We start from the raw sequence: 25438 nt of genomic DNA on the forward strand, positions 1-25438 counted from the left end.
GTCGCCGTCCTTTGGCGGCGCGGCGCGTTTCAGTCCGAGAAATATAGAGAAAGGATGGCGAAATCATATACTTTCCTATATTTGTACAAAGGGGTTCCAATACTCAATTAGCAGGTGAAAAATAAAAAAATCCCCTCGTCCATGAGGACAAGAGGACCATGCACTTGCGTAAACCCGTTCATATTCCTGCACTTTTTCAGTTCTTTCACAGCACTTTTGCCGCTCTGTTGCCGCTCTCTCACCGCTCTAGTCCTGCCATTTGCACCTTTACACCTATACTGCTCATCCGCAGCTACAGCCGCTGAAGCTCCTTCGGAAAGCTCGTCAGCACCTGCGGCTTGCCATCCTCGCCGATATAAATATCGTCTTCGATACGCACGCCGCCAAGCCCCGGAACATAAATGCCCGGCTCTACGGTGAACAGCAGCCCCGTTTCAATCAGTGCTTCATTGCTCCCGTGAACGGAAGGCAGCTCATGAATATCAATGCCGAAGCCGTGACCTACGCGATGGTTGAAAAATTCACCATAGCCCTGTGCCTCAATCGTCTCGCGAGCAGCACGATCTACTACAGCGAGCGGTTTCCCCGCTTCTGCGGCCGCAATCGCTTGACGGTTCGCCGCAAGCACCGCGTCATAAATACGCGCCTGCTCGGCTGTACCTTCACCGATCACAAACGTACGCGTAATATCCGAGCAATAACCATCCTTGTACACGCCCATATCAATGAGCAGAAAATCATTTTCCTTCAGTCGATACTCACCCGACCTGCCATGCGGCAATGCGGAGCGAGCGCCGCCCAGCACACTCGTCTCAAATGCGGGCTTATCGCCGCCCAGCACGCGCAGCCGATATTCAATCTCCGCATTCAGCTCAAGCTCGGACACACCAACGGCCGCCTTGGCTGCCACTTCATGCAGCACCTTCTCGGCAATGACTACTGCGGCATGAACCCGCTGAATTTCCTCCGGCGACTTGCGAAGGCGCAAAACCATAAGCAGCGGCTCCACATCCCGGAAGGCTGCCTTAGCAAACACACCAGCCAGCTGTTCATAGGTTGCTACATTTAAATGCCGCTTTTCTATGCCAATGGCTGCGGCGCTTTTGTCAGCTTCTTTGCCAAGCAGCTCATAGGCATTGTCGGTATCCGAAATCGCAACCAGCTTCGATACCATCGCCGCTCCGCTTGCGCTCTCCTGATCCAAAGCCGGGACAAACAGCGTATACGTCGACTCCTTCGGGTTAATGAGCAATCCCATAAAACGCTCATGCGGGTCGCAATGAAAGCCCGTCAAATAAAAAACACTGCCCGGCGACGTAACGAGAGCAGCCTCCATTCCAGCAGCGGAAAGCTCGGCGATCAAGCTCGATTTTCGAAGCTCATAAGGGTTATACATGTTTCACTCTCCTCCTCCATCTCATGCACCAATTTCTAAAACCAATAGCTCTATCATACCTCAAATAAGCCTGAAACTGGAAGCACACGATGCAAGGCAAGGCAAGCAAGAGCTTTTCGTGAAAAATAGTGCGGTAACCCCGAGGCAGCACCTCCCCCTGCTAATCCAGCTGCTTGCAGATACAAGCGTAAACGGCTGTCACCGTCCACTAGTGGCAAAGCTACCGTTTCGAGGATGAAATATAAGCCCATTATAAGGGGATACTTTTAATGGCTTATATTTTAAAAAAAGGCCCGCCAACCCGCGACTTGCGCGGATTAACGAGCCTACTCCAACTGTCTTTACTAGCCTATTTGTCCAGTGTATATTCCGCCAAACCGAGCGGGAATAACGCCGGCTTCTCACAGCTGCTTTGCATCACATAATGCTTGCCTTGCTCAGCCGCATCGTGGAAGCCATGCATCGCTTCCAGCACATGATAGGCAAGCTCCCCGTTAGCCCGGTGCTTGCGGCCCGTCAGAATGGCTTGCGCCATGTCGGCTGCGCCAATGCCTCTGCCATTTTCGGAATGGCCGTAAGCAAGCGGAATGGTCGACCATTCCGCAGACCAGCTGCGGCGCAGCTTGATTTGCCCGCCGAAATCGTTTGGATTCGTAACTTGAAGTGTACCTTGGCTGCCGTACACTTCAATGAATGGCAGCGTGGAGCCGGCCTTTACATCGAAGCTAGTCAGCAGGGTCCCGATTGGTCCAGCGGCAAATTCCATAATGCCGGCCACATGCGTCGGCACTTCAACCTCAATTTTTTGCCCATGCTTCGGCGCGCTCGTAATCGTTCTCTCTGGGAAGGTAATGCGGGTCGAACCCGTTACACGGGCAATCGGTCCTAGCATTGCAATAAGCGCCGTCAAATAATAAGGTCCCATATCGAACATCGGGCCGCCGCCTTGCTGGTAATAGAACTCCGGAGCTGGATGCCAGCTCTCATGTCCGCCTGACATCATAAAAGCGGTAGCGCCGATTGGCGTGCCAATCCAGCCGTCTTCAATGATTTTAATACACGTCTGGAGACCGCCGCCCAGAAACGTATCCGGCGCGCTGCCTACGAGCAGCCCTTTCGCCGCCGCCAGCTCCAGCACCTGCTTGCCCTCTTCGCGTGTAACCGCGAGCGGCTTTTCTACGTACACATGCTTGCCAGCTTCCAGCGCCTGCAAGCACACCGGAGCATGCGCGGCTGGAATCGTCAGATTGATGACCATCTGCACTTCCGGGTCAGCGAGCAGCTCCTCGACCGAGCAGCCGCGAATGCCATACTCCGCGCCTTTCTCCTTGGCGCGCTCCACATCCAGATCAGCACATGCGACAATTTCCATAGAGCTGAATTTTGAACCATTTTCCAAATAAATGCGGCTAATATTGCCTGTCCCGATGATCCCAACCTTGACTTTACTCATGTTTGCCTCCGTCTCTGCCTGCTGCAGCTGCTTTGCCTTCCGCACACCAGTTAAACCCACGACGCATCATTTCCTTTACAACCGGAATGTCCACAATGTTGGCTTGATGCCCAAGCGAATTGTAATAGACGCGGCCTACACCCCAGCGCTTCGTCCAAGCCACCGGCATATCAACCGCTTTATTCAGCACATGCGGGCCGTCGGCAACCGGGAAACGTGTCGTCGCCAGCACTTCAACCGCCGGATCTACATGCATGTAATACTGCTCGCTGCTAACCGTAAAGTCCTCAATGCCTTCGGTCAGCAGGCTGGAGGTGTTCGTCACATTGACCACATATACCACACCGTCATTGCCGGGATGCGACACCCACTGACCGCCCGTCATGAACTGCCATTCCACGCTTTCGCGGAAGGAGTCGCACATGCCGCCGTGACAGCCTGCCAATCCAACGCCGCTCTGAACCGCTTCGGATACATTTTTCAACTGATCGTCGGAAATTTTCCCCATCGTCCATACCGGAACGATCAGGTCCAGCGCCTTCAGCTTCTCCCCATCCTCAAAAGCCTCCAGCGTATCCGAAACCTCAACCTCGAACCCTTCTCCCGCAAGCACGGTTTCAAAAATAGCCGCTACCTCTTTGGGCTGATGTCCGTCCCAGCCGCCCCATACGATTAATGCCTTCGGTTTGCTCATCGTCTTATTGCATCTCCTCTATTTGTACTCTGCCAGCTTGACCCAGCGGCGCTCTGTAATGGACTGCTCAACTGCCTCTAGCACCTCTTGGCACCGAAGTCCATCATGGAAATTCGGCACAGGTTGACGATCCTCGTGAATCGCCAGCATCAGCTCCTGCATTTCATGCGTAAACGTATGCTCATAGCCAATCGTATGTCCCGCCGGCCACCAGGCATCCATGTAAGCATGAGCCGGATCGGTCGCCAGCACGCGGCGGAAGCCTTGAACATCGTCAGCATCGTCGGTAAAATAAACCTCCAGCTCATTCAGACGCTCAAAATCGAATTTCACACTGCCCTTGCTCCCGTTAATTTCGAAAGCATTCGTAGAACGATGTCCTGCCGCGAAGCGCGTCGCTTCGAAGCTGCCGAGCGCACCATTTTCAAAACGAGTCATAAACAGCGTCGCATCATCCACCGTTACTTTGCCGCGAGCACCGGAAGCGTCCCCTTTGGCGCTAAGCCCCGTCATTTCAGATGGCAGCGGGCGCTCTTTGATGAACGTTTCGCTCATGCCGATGACCTCGTCAAACTCGCCAACAAGGAAGCGCGCCAAGTCAATCAGATGGGCGCCAAGGTCGCCATGCGAGCCTGAACCGGCAACTTCCTTCTGCAGGCGCCAGACGAGCGGAAACGTTGGATCGATGATCCAATCCTGGAGAAACACCGCGCGGAAATGATAGATTTCTCCCAAGCGGCCATCGCTGACAAGCTTCTTCGCCAGCTGCACCGCTGGTGCGAATCGATAGTTAAAGCCAACCATATGCTTGATTCCGGCTTCTTCTGCCGCATCCAGCATTTCCTTCGCATCCGCTACATTGAGCGCCAGCGGCTTTTCGCAGAACAAATGCTTGCCAGCAGCGGCAGCCGCCAGCGCAATCTCCTTATGCGCATCGCTTGGCGCATTAATGTCGATCACATCGATATCGCTGCGCTCAATCAGCTTGCGCCAATCCGTCTCAGCGCTTTCCCAGCCGAACTGGCTTCTAGCTTGCTCCAGCGCCTCGGCGTTGCGGCCACAGATTGCTTTCATCTCTGGCAGTGCTGGCGTCTTTGGAAAAAACATCGGCAAAGCCCGATAAGCGTTGCTGTGCGCTTTTCCCATAAACTTATAGCCGACCATTCCCACTCGTACTTTCTTCCCCATATTCAATCTCCGCCTCCCGATTTATGAAGATGTTTCCCGCTTAACCAAATGCACCGGCAGCAGCCCTTCCTCTACCTCCTTGGGCCCGTCCTTCTCAGGACCGAGCAGCCGCTGTGCCGCCCTTCTTCCCATTTCGTAAAAAGGCACTGCTACCGTCGTCAGCTTCGGGCTCACGATAACCGAGCCTTCTGAATCATCGTAGCCGACGAGCTTTACATCAATTCCAGCCTCGATTCCATGTGCGCGCAAGCCATCCATTAGGCCAATAGCCATCCGGTCATTAGCGGCAAATACCGCATCCGCCTGCCCGCTGCGGATGAGCGCTGCGACAGCATCCGCTGCTTCAACCCCACTCTTGCGGCTATAGTTGCCCAGTAGTGTCAATGAAGGATCGTAAGCGAGTCCCGCATTCCCAAGCGCCTGCTTGTAGCCCGACATCCGGTCCATACTGCTTGAAAACACATCCGGTCCATTGAGAAAAGCAATTCTACGGCTCCCGCCGTCAATGAGATGCTTGACCGCCTCATAGCTCCCCGCATGATGATCCGCATCGACGGATAAATATCCTTCCTCCGCAAACCGCTGGTTAACGAGGCAGAATGGATAACCCTTCTCCTGAAGCTCCGCAAGCGCTTTCTTCTCTTCCGGCACATTTTGTGCGCCTAACACAATGCAGGCATCAATCTTCTGTGCCAGAAACAGTCTGGCATAATCTCGCGAGCCACTTGGCTCCCGAAATATCAACAGCACATCATACCCATATTGCTTAGCCGCCTCGCCAATGCCGCTCAAAATTTCTGCAAAATAATACGTGGAAAACAAATGAACTTTAGGAACAAATGGCAAGATTACGCCCAAATTCCCGCTCCGACTTCTAGCGAACTGCTGTGCCAGCGCACTTGGCACGTAACCAAGCTGCTGTGCCGCTTCCTCTACCCGAAGGCGAGTTTCTTCCCGGATGGGCCCTACCTTATTAAGCACTCTGGATACTGTGGCTTCGGATACGCCCGCAAGTGACGCAACTTCTTTTCTACTGACCAAAGCAAGCATCCTCCTGATTCACAAGCATATTCAATTAATGTACACGCGTACATTATTTCATGAATGTGGAAGCCCGTCAATAGAAAAATAAGACTGTCCATTTTCTCCGCATGCCGCAAAATAAAAGCATAAACAACAAAGAGCAGTGCTGGCCTCTAAAGGTCTGCAATGCTCTTTGCTGTTTGCTGTTTGCTTCTTTGCTGTTCTCTACCGCTGCTTAAAGGTTCCTTTAGAAGCTTGATGGCGGCGGCGGTGGCGAATACGACGACTGGTTGCGGTCTGACTTAGACGCACTCACAAGCAGCAAAACTCCTGTAATTAAATGCATAATCATGCCTACAACCGGAATAATCGCAATGACAGACGTAACTATACCCAAAATACTGCCGTGCTTATCGGCATTATGCTGGGAAGCCAGCACTAACGTCACAATATGCAGAGCCAGCATTACAACCAACGGCACATAGAGCATATTAATTACAATCAGGCCACCTAAAACGGGAACCCCAATAATAATTTCAAAAATTCCTGTAATCAATAACAATGTTTTTACATTGCTCATTTTCCTTTAACCCCCCACTTCGATGTAATTGTCATCACGCAAGGAAAACAAATACAAGCTTCCTCTTCATATACTCTCCTATTGTATTCCAATTCGACTAGGTCTGACAATGCTTATCTTTCAAAAAAACGCCAGAGCAGCTTGCCTGCCCTGACGTTTCCAGCGCGCTTAAGGCGCTGTTTCAAGAAATTTCGACGTAGGATTTTTGTCCATCGCCGTTCTCATTGCATATTCATTCTCGAACAAGACGACATAATTGCCTTTCTTGTCTTGAACGAGTGTAGAGTTAATCCGGAATTTCGCTGGGTCGATCTTATCGTCTACAATCCAGCGTGCGAACTGGAACGTCATGCGGTGCAATTGAATTTCTACGCCATACTCCGCGCGCATCCGATATTCGAACACCTCGAATTGCAAATGCCCAACGACGCCCAAAATCGTTTCATCAAACCCGCCAACCGAACGGAACACCTGAATCGTGCCTTCCTCCGTCAGTTGGTCAACACCCTTCTGGTACTGCTTATGCTTGAGCGCGTTTTTAACCGTTACTTTGGCAAAAATCTCTGGCGAGAACGTCGGCAGCTCGTCAAATACGACTTCCGAGTTTTGCGACAGCGAATCGCCAATACGGAAAATGCCCGGATCGAACAAGCCGATAATATCGCCCGGATAAGCCGTCTCTACAATGTCGCGATCCTGCGCCAAAAACTGCTGCGGCTGCGCCAGCTTAATATCTTTGCCCGCACGAACATGGCGAACGCTCATCCCGCGCTCAAAGCGCCCGGAGCAAATGCGCAAAAAGGCAATCCGGTCGCGGTGAGCCGGGTTCATATTCGCTTGAATTTTAAAGACATAGCCCGTGAACTTCTCATTCGTCGGTTCAACTGGGCCCGATTTACTCATGCGCTCCGTCGGTTTTGGCGCCAGCTCAAGGAAGTTATCCAAAAACGTTTGCACGCCGAAATTGTTAACCGCACTGCCGAAGAAAATCGGTGTCAGCTCTCCAGCACGTACTTTCTCAATATCGAACTGATCGCCAGCTACATCAAGCAGCTCTAGATCCGCTACGAGCTGATCGTGCAAATAATCGCCTGCCATCTCGCGAATAATCGGATCGTTGTAATCATCCGTCTTGCGCACTTCGATGGTGCTGTGATCATTGCCTTGGAATAGCTCGACCTGATTTTTCATCCGGTCATAAACCCCGCAAAGCTCGCGGCCCATGCCAATCGGCCAGTTCATTGGAACCGAACGGATGCCAAGCACGCGCTCCAGCTCCTCCATCAGCTCAAACGGACTTTGACCTTCACGGTCCAGCTTGTTGATGAATGTAAAAATCGGAATGCCGCGTTTACGGCAAACTTGGAACAGCTTGATCGTCTGTGCCTCGACGCCTTTGGCAACGTCAATCAGCATGACCGCGCTATCCGCTGCCGTCAGCGTCCGGTACGTGTCCTCACTGAAATCCTGGTGACCAGGCGTATCCAAAATGTTGACCCGATGACCGTCATAATCGAACTGCATGACGCTGGAAGTAACGGAAATTCCCCGCTGCTTCTCAATTTCCATCCAGTCGGAGGTCGCGTGTCGGCTCGCTTTCCGCGCCTTAACGGAGCCTGCCAGACGAATAGCTCCTCCGAACAGGAGGAGCTTCTCGGTTAGCGTCGTTTTTCCCGCATCCGGGTGAGAGATAATCGCAAAGGTGCGGCGCTTATCGACTTCCAGCTGCAATTCATTGTTTAGCGTTTTGCTCATTGCTTGCCTTCCCTTCATTCATACAGCGCACGGCCTAAAGGCGGTGCGCTGTGGAATATCTTCATTTGAAATTATGCGAAATTGACGTCCAGCCTGCTGCTTACTTGCCGCTGTTCGTAATCCAGATCACTTTGTCTTCTTCCTGTCCATTAACCGGCCACCAGTGGAAGCCATCCTCTGCAAGCAGCTTATCCGCCGCTTCCGGACCCCATGAGCCAGCAGGATAAGACTGAAGATCCTTCTTGTCCTCGCCCCATGCTTGAGCGATTTTGTCAACAAACTCCCATGCCTGAGCTACTTCATCCCAACGGGTGAAATACGTAGAATCGCCGCGCACCGCATCGTGAATCAGACGCTCATACGCTTCAGGCGTATTCAGGCCGATTTGGCAGCTTTGGCAAAACTCCATAGCCACGGGCTGTACCGAATTATCGGCACCAGGCGTCTTGGCATTGACTTTAATGTAGATGCCTTCCATCGGGTTAACCCGAATGACGAGCAAATTCGGCGCAAGATCATGACGCTGCGCGAACAAGACGTTTTGCGGCATCGACTTGAATTCAATAACAACCTCAGTCGTCTTCACCGGCAGGCGTTTGCCTGTACGGATGTAGAACGGAACGCCAGCCCAACGGAAGTTGTCTACCGCTACTTTAGCAGCGAAATACGTTTCCGTTGTGGATTCCGGATTAACGGAATCCTCTTGACGATAGCCAGTCAGTTCCTTGCCGCGAGCAGAGCCTTCGCTGTATTGAGCGCGAACGACGTTCTCGCGAACCTCGCCGCTTGATTTGTAGTTGCGCAGCGAGCGCAGCACTTTAACCTTCTCATCGCGAATATCTTCGCCATGCAGACGGCTAGGCGGCTCCATTGCAATCATCGTGAGCATTTGCAGCATATGGTTTTGACCCATGTCTCTTAATGCACCCGATTTGTCATAATAGCCGCCGCGATCCTCTACGCCAACCGTTTCCGATAGCGTGATTTGCACATTGGCGATATGATTATTATTCCACAATGGCTCGAAAAATGCATTAGCAAAACGAATAACCTGAATATTTTGCACCATTTCTTTACCCAAGTAGTGATCGATCCGGAAAATTTCCTCTTCCTTGAACACTTGGCTCAGCTGGTCGTTCAGCTTTTGTGCGGATGGAAGATCGTAGCCGAAAGGCTTCTCAATAACGACGCGGCTCCAGCCTTTGCATTCCAGCAGCCCGCCGTCGCGCAGGTTGAAGGATACCGGTCCGAACAGCGCAGGCGCTAGGGCTAAGTAGAACAAGCGGTTGCCTGGAATATCAAATTTCGCTTCCAGCTGCTCCGAAAGCTTGCTCAGCTCGCGGAAGCCATCTACGGTGTTAATATCAAGCGACATATATTCAAAATGCTCGGCAAAACGATTCCAAAGCTCCGCATCATCTGCCTTGTAGCGGCAAAATTCCACGATAGAATCATAAACATCCGAACGGAACTGCTCGTTCGTGCGAGGTCTGCGGGCAAGGCCCACGACCGCAAATTTTTCAGACAATTTTCCTTCTTTATATAAGCTGAACAGGGCAGGGAACAATTTGCGCTTAGCTAGATCGCCTGTTGCTCCAAACAAATAATATACGGCGCCTTGCGGCGATAGCGTTTCGGGATTCGTATTTTGCTCCATATTCCTCATTCTTTCCTATGAATTTTTATACGTCTTTGCATGGTATGTAGTTTAACATATTAATCCTGAAACTGCTACGCAATCCACCATAAAAAAAACTAATAACGATCGTTATTTCTCCTGATTTCATCACAATATTTCATCTATTGCGAGGCGCTGTAATCGCCTGAAATCAGCGGGATTCCGATCACGACCTCCAGCTTTCCCGTATCCGTTCCTTTATGCACCGCGACCTGCATATTCGCCTCCTTGCCGCCGGTCTTTACAGAAGCTTTAAGCCCTCCAGTGAAAAAGCTTTCGCTTACCGTCCCGGCATCATCATACCGGTCCACCTGCTGGGCAGCTGCAAGCTGCGCAAGCCTCTCCGCCACATTATTATATTCTGTCAAGCCTCTGATGGTTATTCCTCCATCATAAGAAATATTTGTCCTTCTCATAGCGGACTCAATATGATCAATAGCTGAAAGCAGCTTATGCTGATCCGCTTGTTTGCTTGGTTCTGGGAAAAAAAGCACAAGCATCTGCTGCTGCCCTTGCCCCGCAGACGCCGTCACACTCATGGACAGCTTGCCATCTAATTCCGGCAGCAGGATGCTCAGTTCGCCTTCCGCATCTCCTTCGTAGCTTGGAAACAGCTGCTCCCGCAGTTTAGCCGCCTCTCCGCTGGCGTACCAGCGCAGCGTCCAGCCTGCCCCCGGCGCCCCCGACTCCAGCAGCCCATCGCTCCAGCTCCACATTTGCTTCATGTCATGCTGAAGCAAGCTGCCCTCCTCTTGCCCTTCCGTCGTCAGCTTGTCCTGGTTAACGAGCGCCCATATCGCGCCAAAAATCAGTACCAATGCTGCTGCCAGCACGCCGATCCTGCTGCGCCGTTTTATTTTTTCCGATTCCGTGTACCTGTTCAGCTTTGCCATCGATCACATCAGCCTCCTTGGCCTACATAACCTGCCAAATGATGGGTAACGCTTCCATTTTACATGAAATTCCATAAAAGAACAGGAACGATATATTTATTTTTGCCTGCCTTTCCTTGAGCCTCTAGCCTTACGATTCCGACTGCCATTCATATAAAATCGCGATTGCTGTTTGATTTAGGCAGAATAAGGGGAATTTATAGAAGATAGGCTGTTTTCTTCTCATCTGGGTAAACATCCATACACATCCGCCTTTAGGTGAATATACTGCTTGCAAAAGCATGAAGCCTATAGGAGGGAACTCGTACATGGAACAGATTTATCCCCTTGAAGAAAGCGTCATATCACGTTTCTGCGGAATGCCCGTCTGCATTGTGACCCATGATGGCGCAAGGCATATCGGCGTGTTAAGCCACTGCCGGGGCGGCAAGCTTACGCTGAATGAAGAGCCTGGCGCGCAGACGCTGGCCGAAGCTGAATCACCTAAAGCCGGGAAGGCCAAAGGCAAGCCCAAGGGCAAAGCAAGCAAAAAAACCAAAGAAAAAGCCGCTCAAACCCAAGCTTATCCTTATGATCCCTACTATCATAATTATAACCCGGGGTACTACTCGCCGTTTGGCGGCGCTTTCGCCATCGACCTTGCCCTGATTGCCTTTTTGTTCCTGCTTTTTTAATTAACCAACATTCGACAGCAATTTTCAGCAGTATTTGCGGCTGTCATCCCTTATGCTAGCTAAGGAAACCGATTTAAGGAGGTTATTGAAATGTCCATCCGCCCTATCGAACGCACAAACCGGAGAGCCGTCTTCGAGCCTATACAGCGCATTACGCCTTACGCCAGTTATCCCTACAGGGATATGGAGTTTCAACGGCCTCCCGAGCACGATTTTGACTGGAATGATCCTTATCGCGAAGCTGCCGGCCATGCGGCCGTCTGGCTCGAACAATATAGACAAGCCCATAAAGAGGTGCAAGTCATTGCTCTCAAAATCCGCAATGATTTCAACGAGCGCTGCCTTGTCGAACAGTTGACTAAGCTGACTGGCGTCATGAATCGCCTGCAGCAAGCATTCGTCCAGGTAGCCCGCTACATTAAGCCATCGCTATGGGATCGTGCGCAGCAGGCCATGAACCATCATGCGGCGGAGCTGGTTGGCTTTATTCGCGACGACGTCACAAGCCGCTGGATGCTGCGTCCTGCCATTGCCGCCTCCATCTACCGCGAGTACCCGCTGTCAGGCCAGCATTTGTATCGCCAGCTTCTAGGCCCCTATGGGCTAATGACGACGCTGCTGCAGGCCTTGTCGCTCGGCGGCGACGAAATCCGGACAACCGATCTTTTGAAAAATAATGCTGAGCGCACACAGCCATACGCCACCTACTACAGCTCGATGAAAATGCATTATCCGCTTCCCCCAAGCGGCCTGCTGTTGAACGATGAAGGCTAACCAATTAATTTCATCCAATCATTTTCAACCTATAAATCCAAAAAAATAAGCAAGGAAATTGCCCCCTATTCGGCAATTCCTTGCTTATGTGCGTATATGGCAGCCTGTGTCCGGTCATCTACGTCAAGCTTATTGAAAATGTTCGTAATATGAAACTTCACGGTTTTCACCCCAATGAACAGCTCATCCGCGATTTCCTGATTTGACATCCCCTGTGCGACCCGCTTCAGCACATCCATCTCGCGGTCGGTTAGATCATCGTGCAGCGGAGCTACGACCGGCTGCTTAGGCTGGCGCATGCGGCTCATCATCTTGGCAGCTACTTGCGATTCCAGCACCGATTGTCCGCGTGCAGCCGCACGGATCGCATCCGCAATTTCATTAGCGCGAGATGTTTTCAATAAATAACTGAACGCACCCGCTTCAATGACCGGATACAGCTTGCTGTCATCTAGATAGCTCGTAAGAACGATGACCTTGCAATCCGGGTACAATTCCAGCAGCTTCGCTGTCGTCTCCACGCCATCCATGCCATCCATCACCAAATCCATCAGCACAACATCCGGTTTATATGCTTGTGCCATACGTATACCGTCATACCCGTTGCTTGCTTCACCGACTACTTCAATACCATCTTCCGTATCCAATACGGCAGCAAGGCCGATTCTCACCATCTCGTGATCATCTACCAGCAGCACTTTTACGGGTACAGCTAATTGTTCCATCGACTCCACCTGGCTCCCCACTTTCGTCCTCTTCAATATTTAACCATTTATGTCCAGCGGCACCGTAATATGAATCAGCGTGCCTTCTCCAAGGCGTGATGACATATACAGCTTGCCGCGAAGCTCGTTAATCCGCTCCTCCATCGTCAGCAAGCCGTAGGAGGTCTTCTTCTTCTGCTCCAGATCAAAGCCTACACCGCTATCCTGAAGCACCATGCAGACAGCTCCATCTTCCCGATAAAGTCTTATGTTCATTGTATCCGCTTTGGCATGTCTAAGTGTATTGGACAAAGCTTCCTGCGCAATCCGGAACAAATGATCCTCCGCAGCGGGCTTCATCGTTATGGAATCATCCAATGACAATTCAATGGTCATCGGCACTTTTTCCTTAAGCTCTCCAACGAGCAGCGTCAGTGCTTGAGCGAGATTTTTCCCATCGAGGTGCACGGGCCGCAAATGAAGCAGCAGCGCCCTCATCTCCGACTGCGCAACAGAAGCCATCTCTTCAATCAGCTGGACCTGCCGGCGCGCCCGCTCCCAATCGCGCTCAATCGTCCGGCTGACCGCTGTCGCCGTCATCGAAATCGCGAACAGCTGCTGGCTGACCGCATCATGCAGCTCGCGTGCAAGCCGTTGGCGTTCTTCAATGACCGCAGAAAATTTAACCTTCTCCGTCCATGCATCGTCCTGATCTTCACGCTTTAGGCTTTCAGAATGCTCATCATGCTCAGCCGAATCAATGGTCACCGGATAGTTTCGCCTAAGCTGCTGCTCGGTAAGCCGCTTAATGACCTCGCGCAGCTTCGAATTTTGCAAATAATTGTTTAAAGCTACAATCGCCATTGCCACACCCGTAACAGCGAGCCCAATAACCGCCCATTTCGCCTGCAGCGTATATAAATTCACATAACCGATGCCTTGCAGCATAATGACTGCGAGGCTAAGTATAATCAGCAGCCAGAGGAAGGATTCCGTTAGGTTTTTGCGCCGATTTGCTGCGTCCCGTCCATTATGCTGGCCGCCCAATTTCTGCTGATGTTGGCCTCGCAGCTGGGGCCTATGATCCTGTTGCTGGTGCGCAATAGGCTGATCTCCTTGCAAGGGCTTCTCTTCGGGCAACCTGCTCACTCCTTAAACGACAAGCAAGAAGGAGCAGACCGGGTTGCCCGGTCCGCTCTCTTCTCATCCTGCGGGTTCTATTATTCCTGTGGCGCTTTATCCAGCTTCAGCTTGTTTTTGAGCGCATCCAGCTGCTCATCTACTTTAAGCTGTTTTTCGGCTTCTACTGCATTAAATGGTGCAGCCGTACCGCTGTAGGAATACGGTGTGCGCAATACATCCGCTTCCGCTTCCATTTGCAAAATTTTCTCTTCCATACGGTTGAAGCCTCTGGAAGCTGTACCTTTATCAATGGTATTCGTCGTCGTCAATTGAGCAATATGCTTTTGCGCTTTCGCGACTTGAGCACGGGATGCCAGCTCATTACGCTTGTTGCGAAGCTGATAAAACTCGTCTTTCAGCGCATGCAGCTGCTGAGTCAGCTCCTCTGCTTGCGTTTTGGATTGAGCATACAGATCCGTGTACTCAATTACTTTTTGATCGAAGAACAATTTCTCTTCCAGCAATTTGCGGGCAAGCTGCTCCTGGTCATTGCGGATAGCCGCCTCTGCTTTCGACTCACGGTCAGCTGTGCTGCGAACAGCTTCCTCCAAACGCTGCTTCATGCGGCGCTCGTTGGCGATTTGCTTCGCTACTGTAACCTCTGCCGAATGAATTTCCGCTTCCATGTCACGCAGGTACTGATTGAGCATCACAACCGGATCCTCCATTTTGTCCAATACCTCATTCACCGATGCTTTCGTCATATCTTTCATTCTTTTGAAGATTCCCATAATTATAACTCTCCCTTCTCGTGTTTGGCTAATTTTGCGCGTAACTCATCGATTTCTTTGCGAAGTGCCTTTTTCTCCAAATCCTCAAACATGCTGTCAAATTGCGACGAGGATGGGCTTGGTGCTGTCGGTGCATTTTGGCCGTTCCATTGCTGCTGTGGGCCTTTCGTGAACGAGCCTTGGAATTGCGAGCCGAAGTTTTGGTTTCCACCAGCACCGCCGTTGCCATAACCTTGGCCATTGCCTTGTGATCCTGGTCCGCCATTTCCGTAACCATTTCCATAGCCGTTGCCGAATCCATTTCCGAAGCCGCCATTGTAATAAGGAGGTTCTTTAGGAACGACCAGACCAGCCAGTAAGTAGATAAAAATGACGATTCCGCTCGAGAAGATGGTCACTACAATAAGTAAAATTCTGAGCAGTGTTGCATCTATATTGTAGGCTTCGGCAATCCCGCCGCATAAGCCGAATAGTTTGCTGTCTCGTGTCGAACGGTATAGTTTCTTCATATCAATCAGCCCTCCTTCTGCAGCTTCCTTTTGAGCTGCTCCAACTCTTGCTCGATTGCCGATTGAATCGAATGGCCTGCTTCAGTAGCGAACTCTCTGCCCATTCGGCGCAAATCGTGCAAGCTCTTCGCTTCCAGCTCCATGTTGCTGATGCTGTCTTCGAGCCTTCTGAACATGCTGCCAGGCTGCGCGCCTTGCTCGCCAATTCCGCTAAACCGTGCATTCATTCGCTGCTGCAACCTTAGCGATTCCATTCTTGCTGCATAATATTCACGTCTATCATAAACCGATTGGTATTCACTGCGCATTTCACGAAGCTGTTCTTCAAGGCCGAGCGTATTCAATCTGCTTTGCTCGTACAAATCGCGGTATTGCGCTGCGCGCTCCTCGCTGCTTGCCTTCTCGTGAAGCGCCAGTCTTGCCAGCTGCTCCTCGCCTGCCTTCAAGGCAGTCATCGCTTGCTGCTCACGCTTTTCCTTCTGCTGCTCAGCTTGCAGCCATTGAATCTTCAAGTGGTTGGTGTGCCCTGTATATTGCTCATACAAGCGCTCCGCCTGCAAAATATCTTCCCTTGTCGACCAGAGAAACTGGTCAATCAGCTTAACGGGATCCTCTGCTTTTTCCAATCGTTCATTTAGTGTAGCAACCGTAATGTCGCGAACTCTACGCATAATGCTCATTGGCTTCCCTCCTTAATCTCCATCTATATTTGATTAGTAACCGCGATAGCTGCTTTTTCTCAGAAGCGAAACGCCATATACAACGAGTCCAACTGCCAAGACCAGCAGGATCAAGCCTGAAAATTTTGCAAACACGCCGAGTGCACCGATCGTTATGAGAATGCCTCCGATCCATTTCTTATTGTTGCTCCAGCCGAGAACACCTAGGCCGATCAGAATGAAAGGGAACAGGAAGCCGATTAATCCGCCAAGATGTACGCCGAGAAATTTGAGAACGATGAAGCTTCCTACTACGGCCAGGATAACACCAAGTAATTTTTGATTTGCCATTTGTTTGTCACCGCCTTCCAGGTTGTGATTTGTGAAATGCTGCAATACCCAATCGTTTGTTAGTTCCTTGCGTTTCTTGCTTCGTTTGTTGCGGTGTTGCTTATGTACTTATTGTAGGTTGTTTTGCATGTTTCTAAAATGGACCTGCGGCTGTTTTCACACTAGACCTTGGTCGGGGAGGCATGCCGTACCGCAGTCTTAGTACGGTTTTTTATGCAAAAAAGCAAGCCAACAGCCCCCTCGACCTGAGGAGGCTGCCAGCTTGCTTGAATTACGTTGTGTGCCGGTATTTTTTAAAAATATAGGAAAGGATATCGTAGCGCTATCCTTTCTCTGTATTTCTCGGACTGAAACGCGCCGCGCCGCCAGAGGACGGCTTTCGGCCGTTTCACCTTTATTTGCTAGCTAAAAACTTGTCAAACTGGCTTTGCTTTTCAGCAATGATTTTTTCGATGCCTGCGGATTTCAGCTTCGCTGTATATTCCGGCAGTACTTTATCGACATCGACCGAGCCTGTTTCAAGCGCCGTCAAATACTGTTTGTCGACGTTGACAACTGCGCCGATTTCCGCTTTTAGAGACTCGCCGTCGAAGACGAAGCCAAGGCCAGGGGAAACTTTGGCATTTTGGTTAAACTCTTTGAATTTCTCCCACTTGTTCGGGTCCTCTGTTTCCCACACATAGTTCAGGAACTGGCTGCCGAACATCCAAGCTGCGCCTGGGTTGTAGTTTTTCGTATTGTCGGTGGATTTAATCACTTCATCGCTAACCTTCGCATAGTGGTCATTCTCGATACCGAAGTTAAGCAGATTGTTGACATATTTGTCCGAGTGAAGCAGATTGATGAACATCATAGCGCGAGCAGGATCTTCCGAAGTGGAAGAGATACCTAGCATCGAGCCGGCTGTTTCCGAAGTCGCAATCGTCTTCGTGTTCAGCTCCAGCTGTGCTAGCTTGCCAGTCATGCCCGTTTGGTTTTCAAGCTCTTTATCCTTGCCCGGCTTCAGCGACGAAGTCATCGAGAACACATTGCCTGCTTTCATGGCATCGTAGTTCATCGTTTGGTTCGTTGCTGCGTCGCTGTTAATATAGCCTTTTTTGAAAAAGTCGCGAGTCAGCTTGAGCGTATCCACATAACGTGCCACGTCATAGTTAGCTTTAACCGTCGTGCCATCTTCGTCTTTCAAAATAACGCCCGGGATGGACGTATCGCCCAGCGCGTCATAATTGCCGAAATAATGCGAGTTGAACGTCTCGCCGTCTTTCAAATAAAGTGGTGTCAATTCTGGGTGCTTTTCTTTTACAACTTTGTATACGTTGTCAAGATCAGCGATCGTTTTTACTGCGGTCATATCAATACCCAGTTCATCGGCAATGTCTTTGCGGTAAATGATGCCGCCTTGCGCCGCAAGCTCTTTATTCGTTGGAACGCCGTAGTTTTTGCCGTTGATTTTCGCGCCTTCCAAAAATACCGGATCAAGCGTTTTCAAAATATCTTGGCCATTTTCTTTAAGCAGATCGCCCAAATCAATGAATGCGCCTTTTGCAACGTTAACGGCATGCTTATTCCATTGCGCTGTGAAAATAATATCAACCTTTTGACGCGAAGCGATCATTAGATTGATTTTATCATCCCACGGACCCCAATCGATTGGCATTAAATCAATGGAAGCATTGATTTTATCCTTCAAATATTCGTTAAGCTTGGCTTCTACTTTCGCTTCATCCGCCTGAGGAGCACCTGTGTACACGAGTTTAATCGTATACGGCTCCAAAGCCGCAGCTCCATTGTCTGCTGGTGTTGCCGCCTCGGATGCTGCCGGGCTTGCCGCTGCTTCCCCTGCATTGCTTGGTGAAGCATTTCCATTCGTCGCACCACTGCCGCCGGAACAAGCATTCAGCAATAAAGCAAAAGTGAGCATCGTGGTGGTAACGCCAAGCACTCCCTTATTTGTTCTAATCATATTCCCTTTGACCTCCCCAAAAAAATGATAAATCTATGCTTGCACCGGAATTGATCCGGTTACAGCCCTTAGCAGGCAGAGCCTGCCGTCAGCCTTTTACAGCACCGACGGTCAAACCCTTTACAAAATACTTCTGGAAGAACGGGTAAGCGAATACGATTGGTCCAATACCCATAATCGCCATAGCCATACGCACCGTTTCATTCGGGAACGAAACTTGGCCCCCTGCTGCGGCAATAGCCGATGCCGCGTTGCTGTTGCTCGCCAGAAACTGGATGTTGAGCAGCATTTTGTACATGAGATATTGGATACTCAGCGTCTTGTCATCGGTTATGAAGACGAGGCTGAGGAACCAATCATTCCAGTAGTTGACGGTGCTGAAGAGCGCAACGGTTGCCAGCACGGGCAGCGAAAGCGGCGTGACGATACGGAAGAATATCAGCATCTCGCTCGCTCCGTCGATTTTGGCCGCTTCGAGAATCGCTACTGGGATCGTCGACTGGAAAAACGTGCGAATGACGAGCACGAAAAACGCAGAGACGAGCAGCGGCAGCACAAGTGCCCAAATGTTATCCCTCAGATTCAGCATATTCACGTAAACGAGATACCAAGGTACCAGCCCGCCGTTGAACAGCATCGTGAAGAAAATGAAGAAGGTGAAAAACTTGCGATGCGGGAAGTCCGTCCGCGAAATCGGATACGCATACAGCGCCATAATAATGAGGCTGAGAATGGTACCAGCGATCGTTACGAAGATCGTAACGCCGTAAGAGCGTAAAATTTGCTGCCAATCGGTAAACAGAAACTTATAGGCGGTAAAATCGATTTGATTCGGAATGAAGCTGTAGCCTTTCGTCAGCACATCCTGCTCATTCGATAGTGATACCATGACGATTAGAAGAATCGGCAGCAGACAAGCGATCGTATACAGCATGAACCCAATGTTGATAATCGTATTTGCTGTTGGCGAAATCGAGTTGAACGGGTTCGAGCCCGATTTGCTCATTTCAGTTTGCATAGTGTTTGTTTCCTCCCATTCTTATCCTTGCTCTAAAACAATGCGCTATCCTTGTCGACTCGGCGAACGAACCAGTTCGACAGGAATACGAGTATGAAGCCGACCAACGATTGGTACAGCCCAGCTGCTGACGATAAGCCTATATCGCCCATTGCAATAAAGGTACGGTAAACGTACGTGTCAATAACGTTCGTTACCGGGAACAAAGGACCCGACTCGCGCGGCACTTGGAAGAACAAACCGAAATCCGCATAAAATACCCGTCCAATTTGCAGCAGCGTCAGTACGATAATCGTTGGCATAAGCAGCGGAATCGTCACACTTTTGATTTGCTGCCATTTGCTGGCGCCGTCTATCGTTGCCGCTTCGTAATATTCGTCGTCGATGCCGATAATAGCCGCTAAATAAAGCACGGTGTAATAACCGACGTTTTTCCACGTATTAATAATCGGTAGCAGGAACGGCCATATTTTCGTCTCGAAATACCACTGCAGCGGCTCAAGTCCAAGCCATTTCATAATGGAGGTATTTACGAAGCCATGCGTATCATGCAGGAATCCGTAGACCAAATAACTGACTACGACCATCGATAAAAAATAAGCTAGGAAAATGACCGCTTGATGAAACTTCGCCATCAGCTTGTTTTTCATCTCATTGAGCATAATCGCAAATGCGACTGGCACAATCATATTCAGAATAATGAACGAAATGTTGTAAAGCAGCGTATTTCTCGTAATAATCCAGGCGTCTGATGTTTTAAACAAATACTTGAAATTGTCGAACCAGACCCAAGGACTATTAATAATCCCATCAGCATAATTGACGTTTTTGAATGCGATGACGGTTCCTAACATCGGAATATAGTTGTTGAAAATCAAAAACAATACTCCTGGAGCCATCATGACATAGAAGATCCAATATCTTCTCATGTTGGTAGCGAGCGTCATATTTTCATCCTTTCTCCATCCCTCTCTATGTTTAAATTGTAATGAAAAACGGAGCCTCTCATCTATCGGCTCCGTGACTGTATTAACGCTATAATGACTTATTTAAATATGCTGGACCTTTTTACGATATTCCTGCGGAGTGAGGCCTGTCTCTTTTTTGAACAGCTTGGAAAAATGGGAAAAGTTCGAATAGCCGATCATGACCGCAATATCGCTAATTTTCGTATTCGTCTTCTCCAGCTCTTCCCGGGCGCGGGCGATTCGCATTCTGACGAGATAATCCGTCAGCGAATGCCCCGTCTCCCGGCGGAACAGCCGCGACAAATACGCCGGATTTAAATAGACGGCCTCCGCCGCGTGCTCGCGGCTGAACTGCTCGTCCAAGTGCTCCTCCATATAACGCTGTACTTTGGAAACGACCTGCGATACGTCCTTGCCAGCCGTTCCGGCATAATCCGTTAGCTGCATGCATACTTGATGCGTCCAGCTGCGCATGCGCGGCAGCGACTTCATGACTTGCTCACCGGCTTCCCATTCACGCTTGGCGAACACGTCAGTTATAGCGACCCCCTGCTTGCCGAGCCACTGGAATACCATATTCATAAAACCGAAGTAAAACGAGGCAAGCTGCGTATAATCACCGTTGCTGTGCTGCAAATGATCAAAATGCTCATCTATTCGCAGCAGCAGCTCCGCCCGCTTGCCCGGCGCAAGCAGCATCGCCCAATCGGTAAAGGGCAGCGGCTGCGAAGCTATCGCTGTGCTCGTCGCCTGGCCGCTCTGGCTGCTTTCGTGTATGACGGCACAGGCTGCATTCACATTGCTGCGCTCCAGATCAAGCAGCCGCTGTACGCTGCCGCGAAGCTGCTGCGCAACCGTCGCGGTGCCGATATAGCAAGACAGCTGGCAATGCAGCAGACCACGTGCCTGCTGGATAAAATTTTTGCAGCGATCGGCAATTGCCTGCTCGTCCTCCTCATTACTATAGAAGAGAGCATACAAAATACCGTTTCCGTCATGCACAATATGTCCGGGCTTGCCGCCTAGAACAAGCTCGGCCGCTGCATTTTTCACCCCATAGGTCATAATTTCCTCATCGCGCGCCGACCATTCTTCCCGCCAATGCTCAATGCTGATCAGCACCGCTCGAATTTCGCTATCCGCGCGCAGCGGTATGCCGTACGTTTCCATTGAAGAGTCCAAGTGCACGGGGGCAGCGGAAACCCGGTAATGCAGCATATCCTGCCAAAAACGCTCAATAAGCGCAGGCCGCTGCTTGTTCCACTGCTCATAATAATGGCTGTAGGTGCTGCGGATTTCTTCAAGCTCCTCCAGCTCCACAACCTTCTCAATCGCGTTATGAATGCAGGTCTTCAGCACCTCGTGATCGACTGGCTTCAGCAAATAATCGAAGCAATCGAGCTGCACCGCCTGCTGCGCGTATTTGAAATCCGCATGGCCTGTCAAAAACACAGTGACGGAGGAAGGGGAATGCTCATTGACCCACTCCAATAGCTGAATGCCGTTCAAATCAGGCATGTCAATATCCGACAGCACAATATGCACCTTCTCCTGCAGCAGCACTTCCTTCGCTTCCTCCGCATCGCAGGCGGTAAACAGCTGGCCTATCGGCACATCCGACCAATTAATGCCCTGTACAATGCCGCGAACGGCAATATCCTCATCATCTACAACTAGCAAATTATACATTCGCAATTAGCTCCTCTTCCCCCACCGGGAATCGAATGGTAACGGCAGCGCCGCCTTCTTCAATATTTTTGAACGTAATAGCTGCCCGTTCGCCATAAATTAATTGCAGCCGATGGATGACATTCATAATGCCGAGCCTGCTCGTCTCCCCTTCAACAAGCGGGATTTTGCGCTGCAGCTGTTCCAGAACCGGTTCCGCGAAACCCGTTCCGTTGTCGGTAATCGTCAAATAAAATCCGCCATCCTTCTGCGTCTCCACTCCAATATGAATGATGAATGGCTTGCGGCGATTTTTGAATCCGTGAATGATGGCATTTTCCACAAAAGGCTGCACAATCAGCGCCGCGACCTTATAGTTTTTCACAAATTCCGGCACGTCATATGTAAATTGCAGCTTATCCGGAAACCGCATTTTCTGAATCGTAATATAGTTGTCGATATGATCCAGCTCCTCGCTGAGCAAAATCATGTCGCGGTTCGAACGCATAATGAAGCGGAAATAGTCGGCGAGATGCAGGGACATTTTTTTCACCGATTCCGTATCGCCCAGCGCTGCTAAATTATAAACAATATTTAGACTGTTCATATAAAAATGCGGGTTGATCTGCGCTTGCAGCTGCCGCAGCTCTCCCTGCTTGACGCGCAGCTGCTCCTCGTAAACGTCGATTTTGAGCGTCGTAATTTGCTCGGCCATTTTATTGAAGGTGTTGCCGAGAAAAGCAAACTCCAGCGACTGCCCCGACTGCTTCGCCTCAAGACGGACATCGAGCTGGCCGATGGCGATTTTCTTCATCCCGAGCATCAGCTCGCGAAGCGGCTTGAACAGCATATTGCGCATAAACAGCAAATAAATGCCCAGCAGCAGCAGAAAGCCGAACGGCGCAAGCAAGGCTGCATTTTGGAAAATAATTAGGCTTTTCAGCAGCGTCTGTTCCGGCACCAGTACCCGATACGCAATATTGGCCAAGCTGCTGTCGCGGTTCAGCACCAAATACGACTCTTTCGTCTCCGGATCGACGACGGAACCCGGCGACTCCGCAGCTGCAGCAGACTTTTCACTAAGAAGCCGCGGCGCTTGTTCAGTCAATGCCTGGGCGGACTGATTGGCATCACGCAAATAAATACCATTGTTGCCGATGTCGCCATCACTCCATTGAATCGCCAGCAGCCGCTCCAAATCCTTCACTCGAATGATGCCGCCGACGTAGAGCCCATCTCTGACTTCAATAAAGTTAATGAGAAAATAATGCCCGGGAATTCGCTCGTCAAATTTGACCTCCCACGTTTCGGGATCATTGCGGGGCGCTTGGCCGCCCTTCGTCATCTGGATCATATTTTGCTTAATGATTTGCCGCGCATCCTCATATACTGCATTATCCGTGCCAAATATAATGTCCCGCTCATGATAGACGAAAATGCTGTCCAGCAAGCTGTACACGCCAACGTCCCGATTCAGCTTGGAATCGATCTGCACCTTCGTGAGCATATACCAATCACTGTCCATCGGAAACGAGGTGAGCAGGCCGACATCGGAATCAAGCACCGACATCTGATACAAATATTCATTGATTTCCTCCAGATTCTGATCCATCTGGCCGCCGAATATATCCAGCGTATTGCGATACGTCTCCGAAACCTTCTCCCGTACAATTGTTTTCGCATACATATTGTTAATGAGCATGTATACGACAATTGGGAGCATAACGCCCATAAAGCCGATGATCAGCTTCGTTTTAATCGATTGCCCAAACCTCATAGGCCGCAATCCTCCCAAATTAATCTACTAATTACTCCTATATTACCATTGAAAGGCTTTTCTTTGAATCATAATCTATAAGGTGAAAAGAGCTCTCTTCTGCTTGCTGGCGCCACTTGCAGCCTAGTTATCATTCGTTTCTATCAATTAGGAAAAAAGAAGCTAGATAAACCGTCGAAAGTGTGTCGAATGTTGTAGAAAAAAGGCGTTTTAAATGTTATCGTGGAGTTAACCTGGGACTTTGATTAAAAGTTTCACAAATTTAAGGGGGACAACCTTATGTTTCTCAAGGACACACAGACAAAACCTATGACAGCCTTGCTAGAAGAAGCTAGAAAACGCTCTGCACAATTTTCACAGCATGATTTTTCACCATTCCAAGTGCCTGCTATAAATTCGGACGAGACGAGAGCCATTATAGAGCATTTTAATGCTGCCCTTCAGATGATGACCCAGCAGGCCGCAGACGCAGAGCTTCGTTTACAGCTTGTAACAGCGGCTATCCAAGTTGGACTATGGGATATGCAGGTCATTGCGGGAGATCCGGTCAATCCGAAAAATACGTTCATTTGGAGCGATGCCTTTCGCAAAATGCTAGGCTATCAGAATGAGGCTGATTTCCCGAATGTACTGGACAGTTGGTCGTCCAAGCTGCACAAAGAGGATCATGACTGGGTACTCGCTGCCTTTGCCAACCATTTGAATGATCGAACCGGGACCGTCCCTTATGATTTGGAATACCGCTTGCTGCTGAAAAACGGCCAATATCGCTGGTTCCGTGCAACGGGCACGACGGTAAGAGACTCGAAGGGCGTTCCGCTCCGCGTTGCTGGTGCTTTATTCGATATTCATGACAAGAAAATGAAGGATCAGGAGACTGCCGCTCTCGTTACGCGCTACGATCTGATCAGCCGTGCTTTAGTCGAGGCTCCTTGGGATATGACGGTCGTAGCTGGCGATGTGGTCAATCCAAATAATGAATTTTGGTGGTCGCCCCAATTCCGCAAAACGCTTGGCTTTCAAGACGAGAGCGACTTCCCTAACGTCTTCAGCAGCTGGAGCAGCCGGCTTCATCCCGATGATGCGGAACGGACAATTAAAGGATTTGCGGACCATATGAATGATTACAGCGGTAAAACGCCATATGACCTGGACTATCGCCTAAAGTTAAAAAGTGGCGAGTATCGCTGGTTCCATGCAGGTGGAGAAACAGTCCGGGATTCGAGAGGCGTTCCACTTCGGGTTGCCGGCACGATTCGGGATGTTACCTATGAGAAAAATAAAGATGATATCGTCAAGCTGATGAATGAGAAAACCCAGCAGCTTTCGCAATCGATTTTGGATATGGTCAAAGGCATTAACAATGTCACAACCCAAGCACAGGAGCTCGCCGTTGCCCAAGAGCAATCGACCGAAGCCGCCAATCACGCCAAAAATAGTGCCGACGAGACGAAAAATATTTCTAATTTCATTAAAGAAATCGCCAATCAAACGAATCTACTGGGCCTCAATGCCGCGATTGAGGCAGCACGTGCCGGCGAGCTGGGCCAAGGCTTTTCGGTCGTGGCCAATGAAGTGCGCAAGCTGGCCGTCCACAGCGCCGATGCAACCGTCAACATTGAAAACAGCTTGAACACGATGAAGGATTATATCGAAGAAATACTCCAGCACATTCATAATATGGCTAGCTTAACGCAGACGCAGGCTGCCCTAACCGAGCAGGTCAACGCCTCCATGGATGAAATTAACGACATGTCACAGTCGCTCGTCGATATTGCGAAGACGTTGTAGGTTCAAAGT

Annotated in this window: 23 protein-coding genes; 3 read left to right on the plus strand and 20 right to left on the minus strand. The window is 50.2% G+C overall.

All coding sequences use genetic code 11. The features are described from left to right. Positions 1-292: 292 nt before the first annotated feature. The 9 genes from ACSR9A_RS27045 to ACSR9A_RS27085 form a co-directional block, all read right to left on the minus strand. Positions 293-1396, minus strand: coding sequence for a M24 family metallopeptidase (locus tag ACSR9A_RS27045; protein WP_473761153.1), 1104 nt, complete (start codon positions 1394-1396; stop codon positions 293-295). 349 nt (positions 1397-1745) lie between these two features. Continuing rightward, on the minus strand, positions 1746-2849 hold the full coding sequence (locus ACSR9A_RS27050) for a Gfo/Idh/MocA family protein (RefSeq protein ID WP_341279199.1): 1104 nt from the start codon (positions 2847-2849) through the stop codon (positions 1746-1748). Next, positions 2842-3543 (minus strand): ThuA domain-containing protein, encoded by a 702-nt coding sequence (locus ACSR9A_RS27055; RefSeq protein ID WP_473761154.1) that lies wholly within the window; start codon positions 3541-3543, stop codon positions 2842-2844. Before ACSR9A_RS27055 ends, ACSR9A_RS27050 begins: the two co-directional genes overlap by 8 nt. A gap of 18 nt (positions 3544-3561) precedes the next feature. Continuing rightward, the gene (locus ACSR9A_RS27060) at positions 3562-4731 is read right to left on the minus strand and encodes a Gfo/Idh/MocA family protein (protein WP_341279201.1); all 1170 of its coding nucleotides are present in this window, start codon (positions 4729-4731) and stop codon (positions 3562-3564) included. Positions 4732-4752: 21 nt separating this feature from the next. After that, on the minus strand, positions 4753-5781 hold the full coding sequence (locus ACSR9A_RS27065) for a LacI family DNA-binding transcriptional regulator (protein ID WP_341279202.1): 1029 nt from the start codon (positions 5779-5781) through the stop codon (positions 4753-4755). 220 nt (positions 5782-6001) lie between these two features. Further along, entirely contained in the window at positions 6002-6334 is a 333-nt protein-coding gene (locus tag ACSR9A_RS27070; RefSeq protein WP_473761156.1) for a hypothetical protein, read from the minus strand. Positions 6335-6502: 168 nt separating this feature from the next. Beyond that, positions 6503-8089: a peptide chain release factor 3 gene (locus ACSR9A_RS27075; protein WP_473761157.1), complete on the minus strand. Its 1587-nt coding sequence runs from the start codon at positions 8087-8089 to the stop codon at positions 6503-6505. Between the two features lie 100 nt (positions 8090-8189). Then, on the minus strand, positions 8190-9746 hold the full coding sequence (gene zwf, locus ACSR9A_RS27080; RefSeq protein ID WP_473761158.1) for a glucose-6-phosphate dehydrogenase: 1557 nt from the start codon (positions 9744-9746) through the stop codon (positions 8190-8192). A 143-nt stretch (positions 9747-9889) separates the two neighbouring features. After that, complete coding sequence (locus tag ACSR9A_RS27085) at positions 9890-10660, minus strand: YwmB family TATA-box binding protein (protein ID WP_473761159.1); 771 nt, start codon at positions 10658-10660, stop codon at positions 9890-9892. Positions 10661-10968: 308 nt separating this feature from the next. On the opposite strand from ACSR9A_RS27085, the gene ACSR9A_RS27090 reads away from it, so the two are divergent. Beyond that, complete coding sequence (locus ACSR9A_RS27090) at positions 10969-11334, plus strand: hypothetical protein (protein WP_473761160.1); 366 nt, start codon at positions 10969-10971, stop codon at positions 11332-11334. A 90-nt stretch (positions 11335-11424) separates the two neighbouring features. Then, positions 11425-12108 (plus strand): hypothetical protein, encoded by a 684-nt coding sequence (locus tag ACSR9A_RS27095; RefSeq protein WP_473761162.1) that lies wholly within the window; start codon positions 11425-11427, stop codon positions 12106-12108. A gap of 65 nt (positions 12109-12173) precedes the next feature. On the opposite strand, the gene ACSR9A_RS27100 is transcribed toward ACSR9A_RS27095, so the two are convergent. The 11 genes from ACSR9A_RS27100 to ACSR9A_RS27150 all read right to left on the minus strand — a co-directional run bounded on the left by ACSR9A_RS27100 (position 12174) and on the right by ACSR9A_RS27150 (position 23638). Further along, on the minus strand, positions 12174-12833 hold the full coding sequence (locus ACSR9A_RS27100; RefSeq protein ID WP_473761269.1) for a response regulator: 660 nt from the start codon (positions 12831-12833) through the stop codon (positions 12174-12176). A 39-nt stretch (positions 12834-12872) separates the two neighbouring features. Further along, on the minus strand, positions 12873-13952 hold the full coding sequence (locus ACSR9A_RS27105) for a sensor histidine kinase (RefSeq protein WP_473761163.1): 1080 nt from the start codon (positions 13950-13952) through the stop codon (positions 12873-12875). An 80-nt stretch (positions 13953-14032) separates the two neighbouring features. Continuing rightward, the gene (locus tag ACSR9A_RS27110) at positions 14033-14725 is read right to left on the minus strand and encodes a PspA/IM30 family protein (protein WP_473761164.1); all 693 of its coding nucleotides are present in this window, start codon (positions 14723-14725) and stop codon (positions 14033-14035) included. A gap of 2 nt (positions 14726-14727) precedes the next feature. Continuing rightward, positions 14728-15234, minus strand: a complete 507-nt coding sequence (locus tag ACSR9A_RS27115) for a PspC domain-containing protein (RefSeq protein WP_473761166.1) — start codon at positions 15232-15234, stop codon at positions 14728-14730. 5 nt (positions 15235-15239) lie between these two features. Further along, on the minus strand, positions 15240-15914 hold the full coding sequence (locus ACSR9A_RS27120) for a PspA/IM30 family protein (protein ID WP_046232873.1): 675 nt from the start codon (positions 15912-15914) through the stop codon (positions 15240-15242). A gap of 33 nt (positions 15915-15947) precedes the next feature. Further along, positions 15948-16244, minus strand: a complete 297-nt coding sequence (locus ACSR9A_RS27125; protein WP_341279214.1) for a LiaF transmembrane domain-containing protein — start codon at positions 16242-16244, stop codon at positions 15948-15950. A gap of 394 nt (positions 16245-16638) precedes the next feature. Beyond that, positions 16639-18207 (minus strand): ABC transporter substrate-binding protein, encoded by a 1569-nt coding sequence (locus tag ACSR9A_RS27130; RefSeq protein WP_473761168.1) that lies wholly within the window; start codon positions 18205-18207, stop codon positions 16639-16641. Positions 18208-18295: 88 nt separating this feature from the next. Then, on the minus strand, positions 18296-19225 hold the full coding sequence (locus tag ACSR9A_RS27135) for a carbohydrate ABC transporter permease (protein ID WP_341279216.1): 930 nt from the start codon (positions 19223-19225) through the stop codon (positions 18296-18298). Between the two features lie 32 nt (positions 19226-19257). Continuing rightward, positions 19258-20172, minus strand: coding sequence for an ABC transporter permease (locus ACSR9A_RS27140; RefSeq protein WP_046232877.1), 915 nt, complete (start codon positions 20170-20172; stop codon positions 19258-19260). Between the two features lie 102 nt (positions 20173-20274). After that, entirely contained in the window at positions 20275-21882 is a 1608-nt protein-coding gene (locus ACSR9A_RS27145; RefSeq protein WP_341279217.1) for a helix-turn-helix domain-containing protein, read from the minus strand. Continuing rightward, entirely contained in the window at positions 21875-23638 is a 1764-nt protein-coding gene (locus tag ACSR9A_RS27150; protein ID WP_473761169.1) for a sensor histidine kinase, read from the minus strand. Before ACSR9A_RS27150 ends, ACSR9A_RS27145 begins: the two co-directional genes overlap by 8 nt. Before the next feature lie 279 nt (positions 23639-23917). Here ACSR9A_RS27150 and ACSR9A_RS27155 point away from each other — a divergent pair, with 279 nt between their 5' ends. Then, entirely contained in the window at positions 23918-25429 is a 1512-nt protein-coding gene (locus ACSR9A_RS27155; protein ID WP_473761170.1) for a methyl-accepting chemotaxis protein, read from the plus strand. The last annotated feature ends 9 nt before the right edge of the window (positions 25430-25438 follow it).

This window comes from Paenibacillus sp. R-74696 (genome assembly GCF_055814915.1).

What these genes read in the sequence shown, in the direction of transcription:
- ACSR9A_RS27075 (WP_473761157.1), bottom strand. Translation starts at nt 8,089, where the DNA reads ATGAGCAAAACGCTAAACAATGAATTGCAGCTGGAAGTCGATAAGCGC.
- ACSR9A_RS27070 (WP_473761156.1), bottom strand. Translation starts at nt 6,334, where the DNA reads ATGAGCAATGTAAAAACATTGTTATTGATTACAGGAATTTTTGAAATT.
- ACSR9A_RS27060 (WP_341279201.1), bottom strand. Translation starts at nt 4,731, where the DNA reads ATGGGGAAGAAAGTACGAGTGGGAATGGTCGGCTATAAGTTTATGGGA.
- ACSR9A_RS27135 (WP_341279216.1), bottom strand. Translation starts at nt 19,225, where the DNA reads ATGCAAACTGAAATGAGCAAATCGGGCTCGAACCCGTTCAACTCGATT.
- ACSR9A_RS27095 (WP_473761162.1), top strand. Translation starts at nt 11,425, where the DNA reads ATGTCCATCCGCCCTATCGAACGCACAAACCGGAGAGCCGTCTTCGAG.
- ACSR9A_RS27120 (WP_046232873.1), bottom strand. Translation starts at nt 15,914, where the DNA reads ATGAGCATTATGCGTAGAGTTCGCGACATTACGGTTGCTACACTAAAT.
- ACSR9A_RS27050 (WP_341279199.1), bottom strand. Translation starts at nt 2,849, where the DNA reads ATGAGTAAAGTCAAGGTTGGGATCATCGGGACAGGCAATATTAGCCGC.
- ACSR9A_RS27055 (WP_473761154.1), bottom strand. Translation starts at nt 3,543, where the DNA reads ATGAGCAAACCGAAGGCATTAATCGTATGGGGCGGCTGGGACGGACAT.
- ACSR9A_RS27145 (WP_341279217.1), bottom strand. Translation starts at nt 21,882, where the DNA reads ATGTATAATTTGCTAGTTGTAGATGATGAGGATATTGCCGTTCGCGGC.
- ACSR9A_RS27090 (WP_473761160.1), top strand. Translation starts at nt 10,969, where the DNA reads ATGGAACAGATTTATCCCCTTGAAGAAAGCGTCATATCACGTTTCTGC.
- ACSR9A_RS27045 (WP_473761153.1), bottom strand. Translation starts at nt 1,396, where the DNA reads ATGTATAACCCTTATGAGCTTCGAAAATCGAGCTTGATCGCCGAGCTT.
- ACSR9A_RS27085 (WP_473761159.1), bottom strand. Translation starts at nt 10,660, where the DNA reads ATGGCAAAGCTGAACAGGTACACGGAATCGGAAAAAATAAAACGGCGC.
- ACSR9A_RS27100 (WP_473761269.1), bottom strand. Translation starts at nt 12,833, where the DNA reads ATGGAACAATTAGCTGTACCCGTAAAAGTGCTGCTGGTAGATGATCAC.
- ACSR9A_RS27065 (WP_341279202.1), bottom strand. Translation starts at nt 5,781, where the DNA reads ATGCTTGCTTTGGTCAGTAGAAAAGAAGTTGCGTCACTTGCGGGCGTA.
- ACSR9A_RS27130 (WP_473761168.1), bottom strand. Translation starts at nt 18,207, where the DNA reads ATGATTAGAACAAATAAGGGAGTGCTTGGCGTTACCACCACGATGCTC.
- ACSR9A_RS27150 (WP_473761169.1), bottom strand. Translation starts at nt 23,638, where the DNA reads ATGAGGTTTGGGCAATCGATTAAAACGAAGCTGATCATCGGCTTTATG.
- ACSR9A_RS27125 (WP_341279214.1), bottom strand. Translation starts at nt 16,244, where the DNA reads ATGGCAAATCAAAAATTACTTGGTGTTATCCTGGCCGTAGTAGGAAGC.
- zwf (WP_473761158.1), bottom strand. Translation starts at nt 9,746, where the DNA reads ATGGAGCAAAATACGAATCCCGAAACGCTATCGCCGCAAGGCGCCGTA.
- ACSR9A_RS27155 (WP_473761170.1), top strand. Translation starts at nt 23,918, where the DNA reads ATGTTTCTCAAGGACACACAGACAAAACCTATGACAGCCTTGCTAGAA.
- ACSR9A_RS27140 (WP_046232877.1), bottom strand. Translation starts at nt 20,172, where the DNA reads ATGACGCTCGCTACCAACATGAGAAGATATTGGATCTTCTATGTCATG.
- ACSR9A_RS27115 (WP_473761166.1), bottom strand. Translation starts at nt 15,234, where the DNA reads ATGAAGAAACTATACCGTTCGACACGAGACAGCAAACTATTCGGCTTA.
- ACSR9A_RS27110 (WP_473761164.1), bottom strand. Translation starts at nt 14,725, where the DNA reads ATGGGAATCTTCAAAAGAATGAAAGATATGACGAAAGCATCGGTGAAT.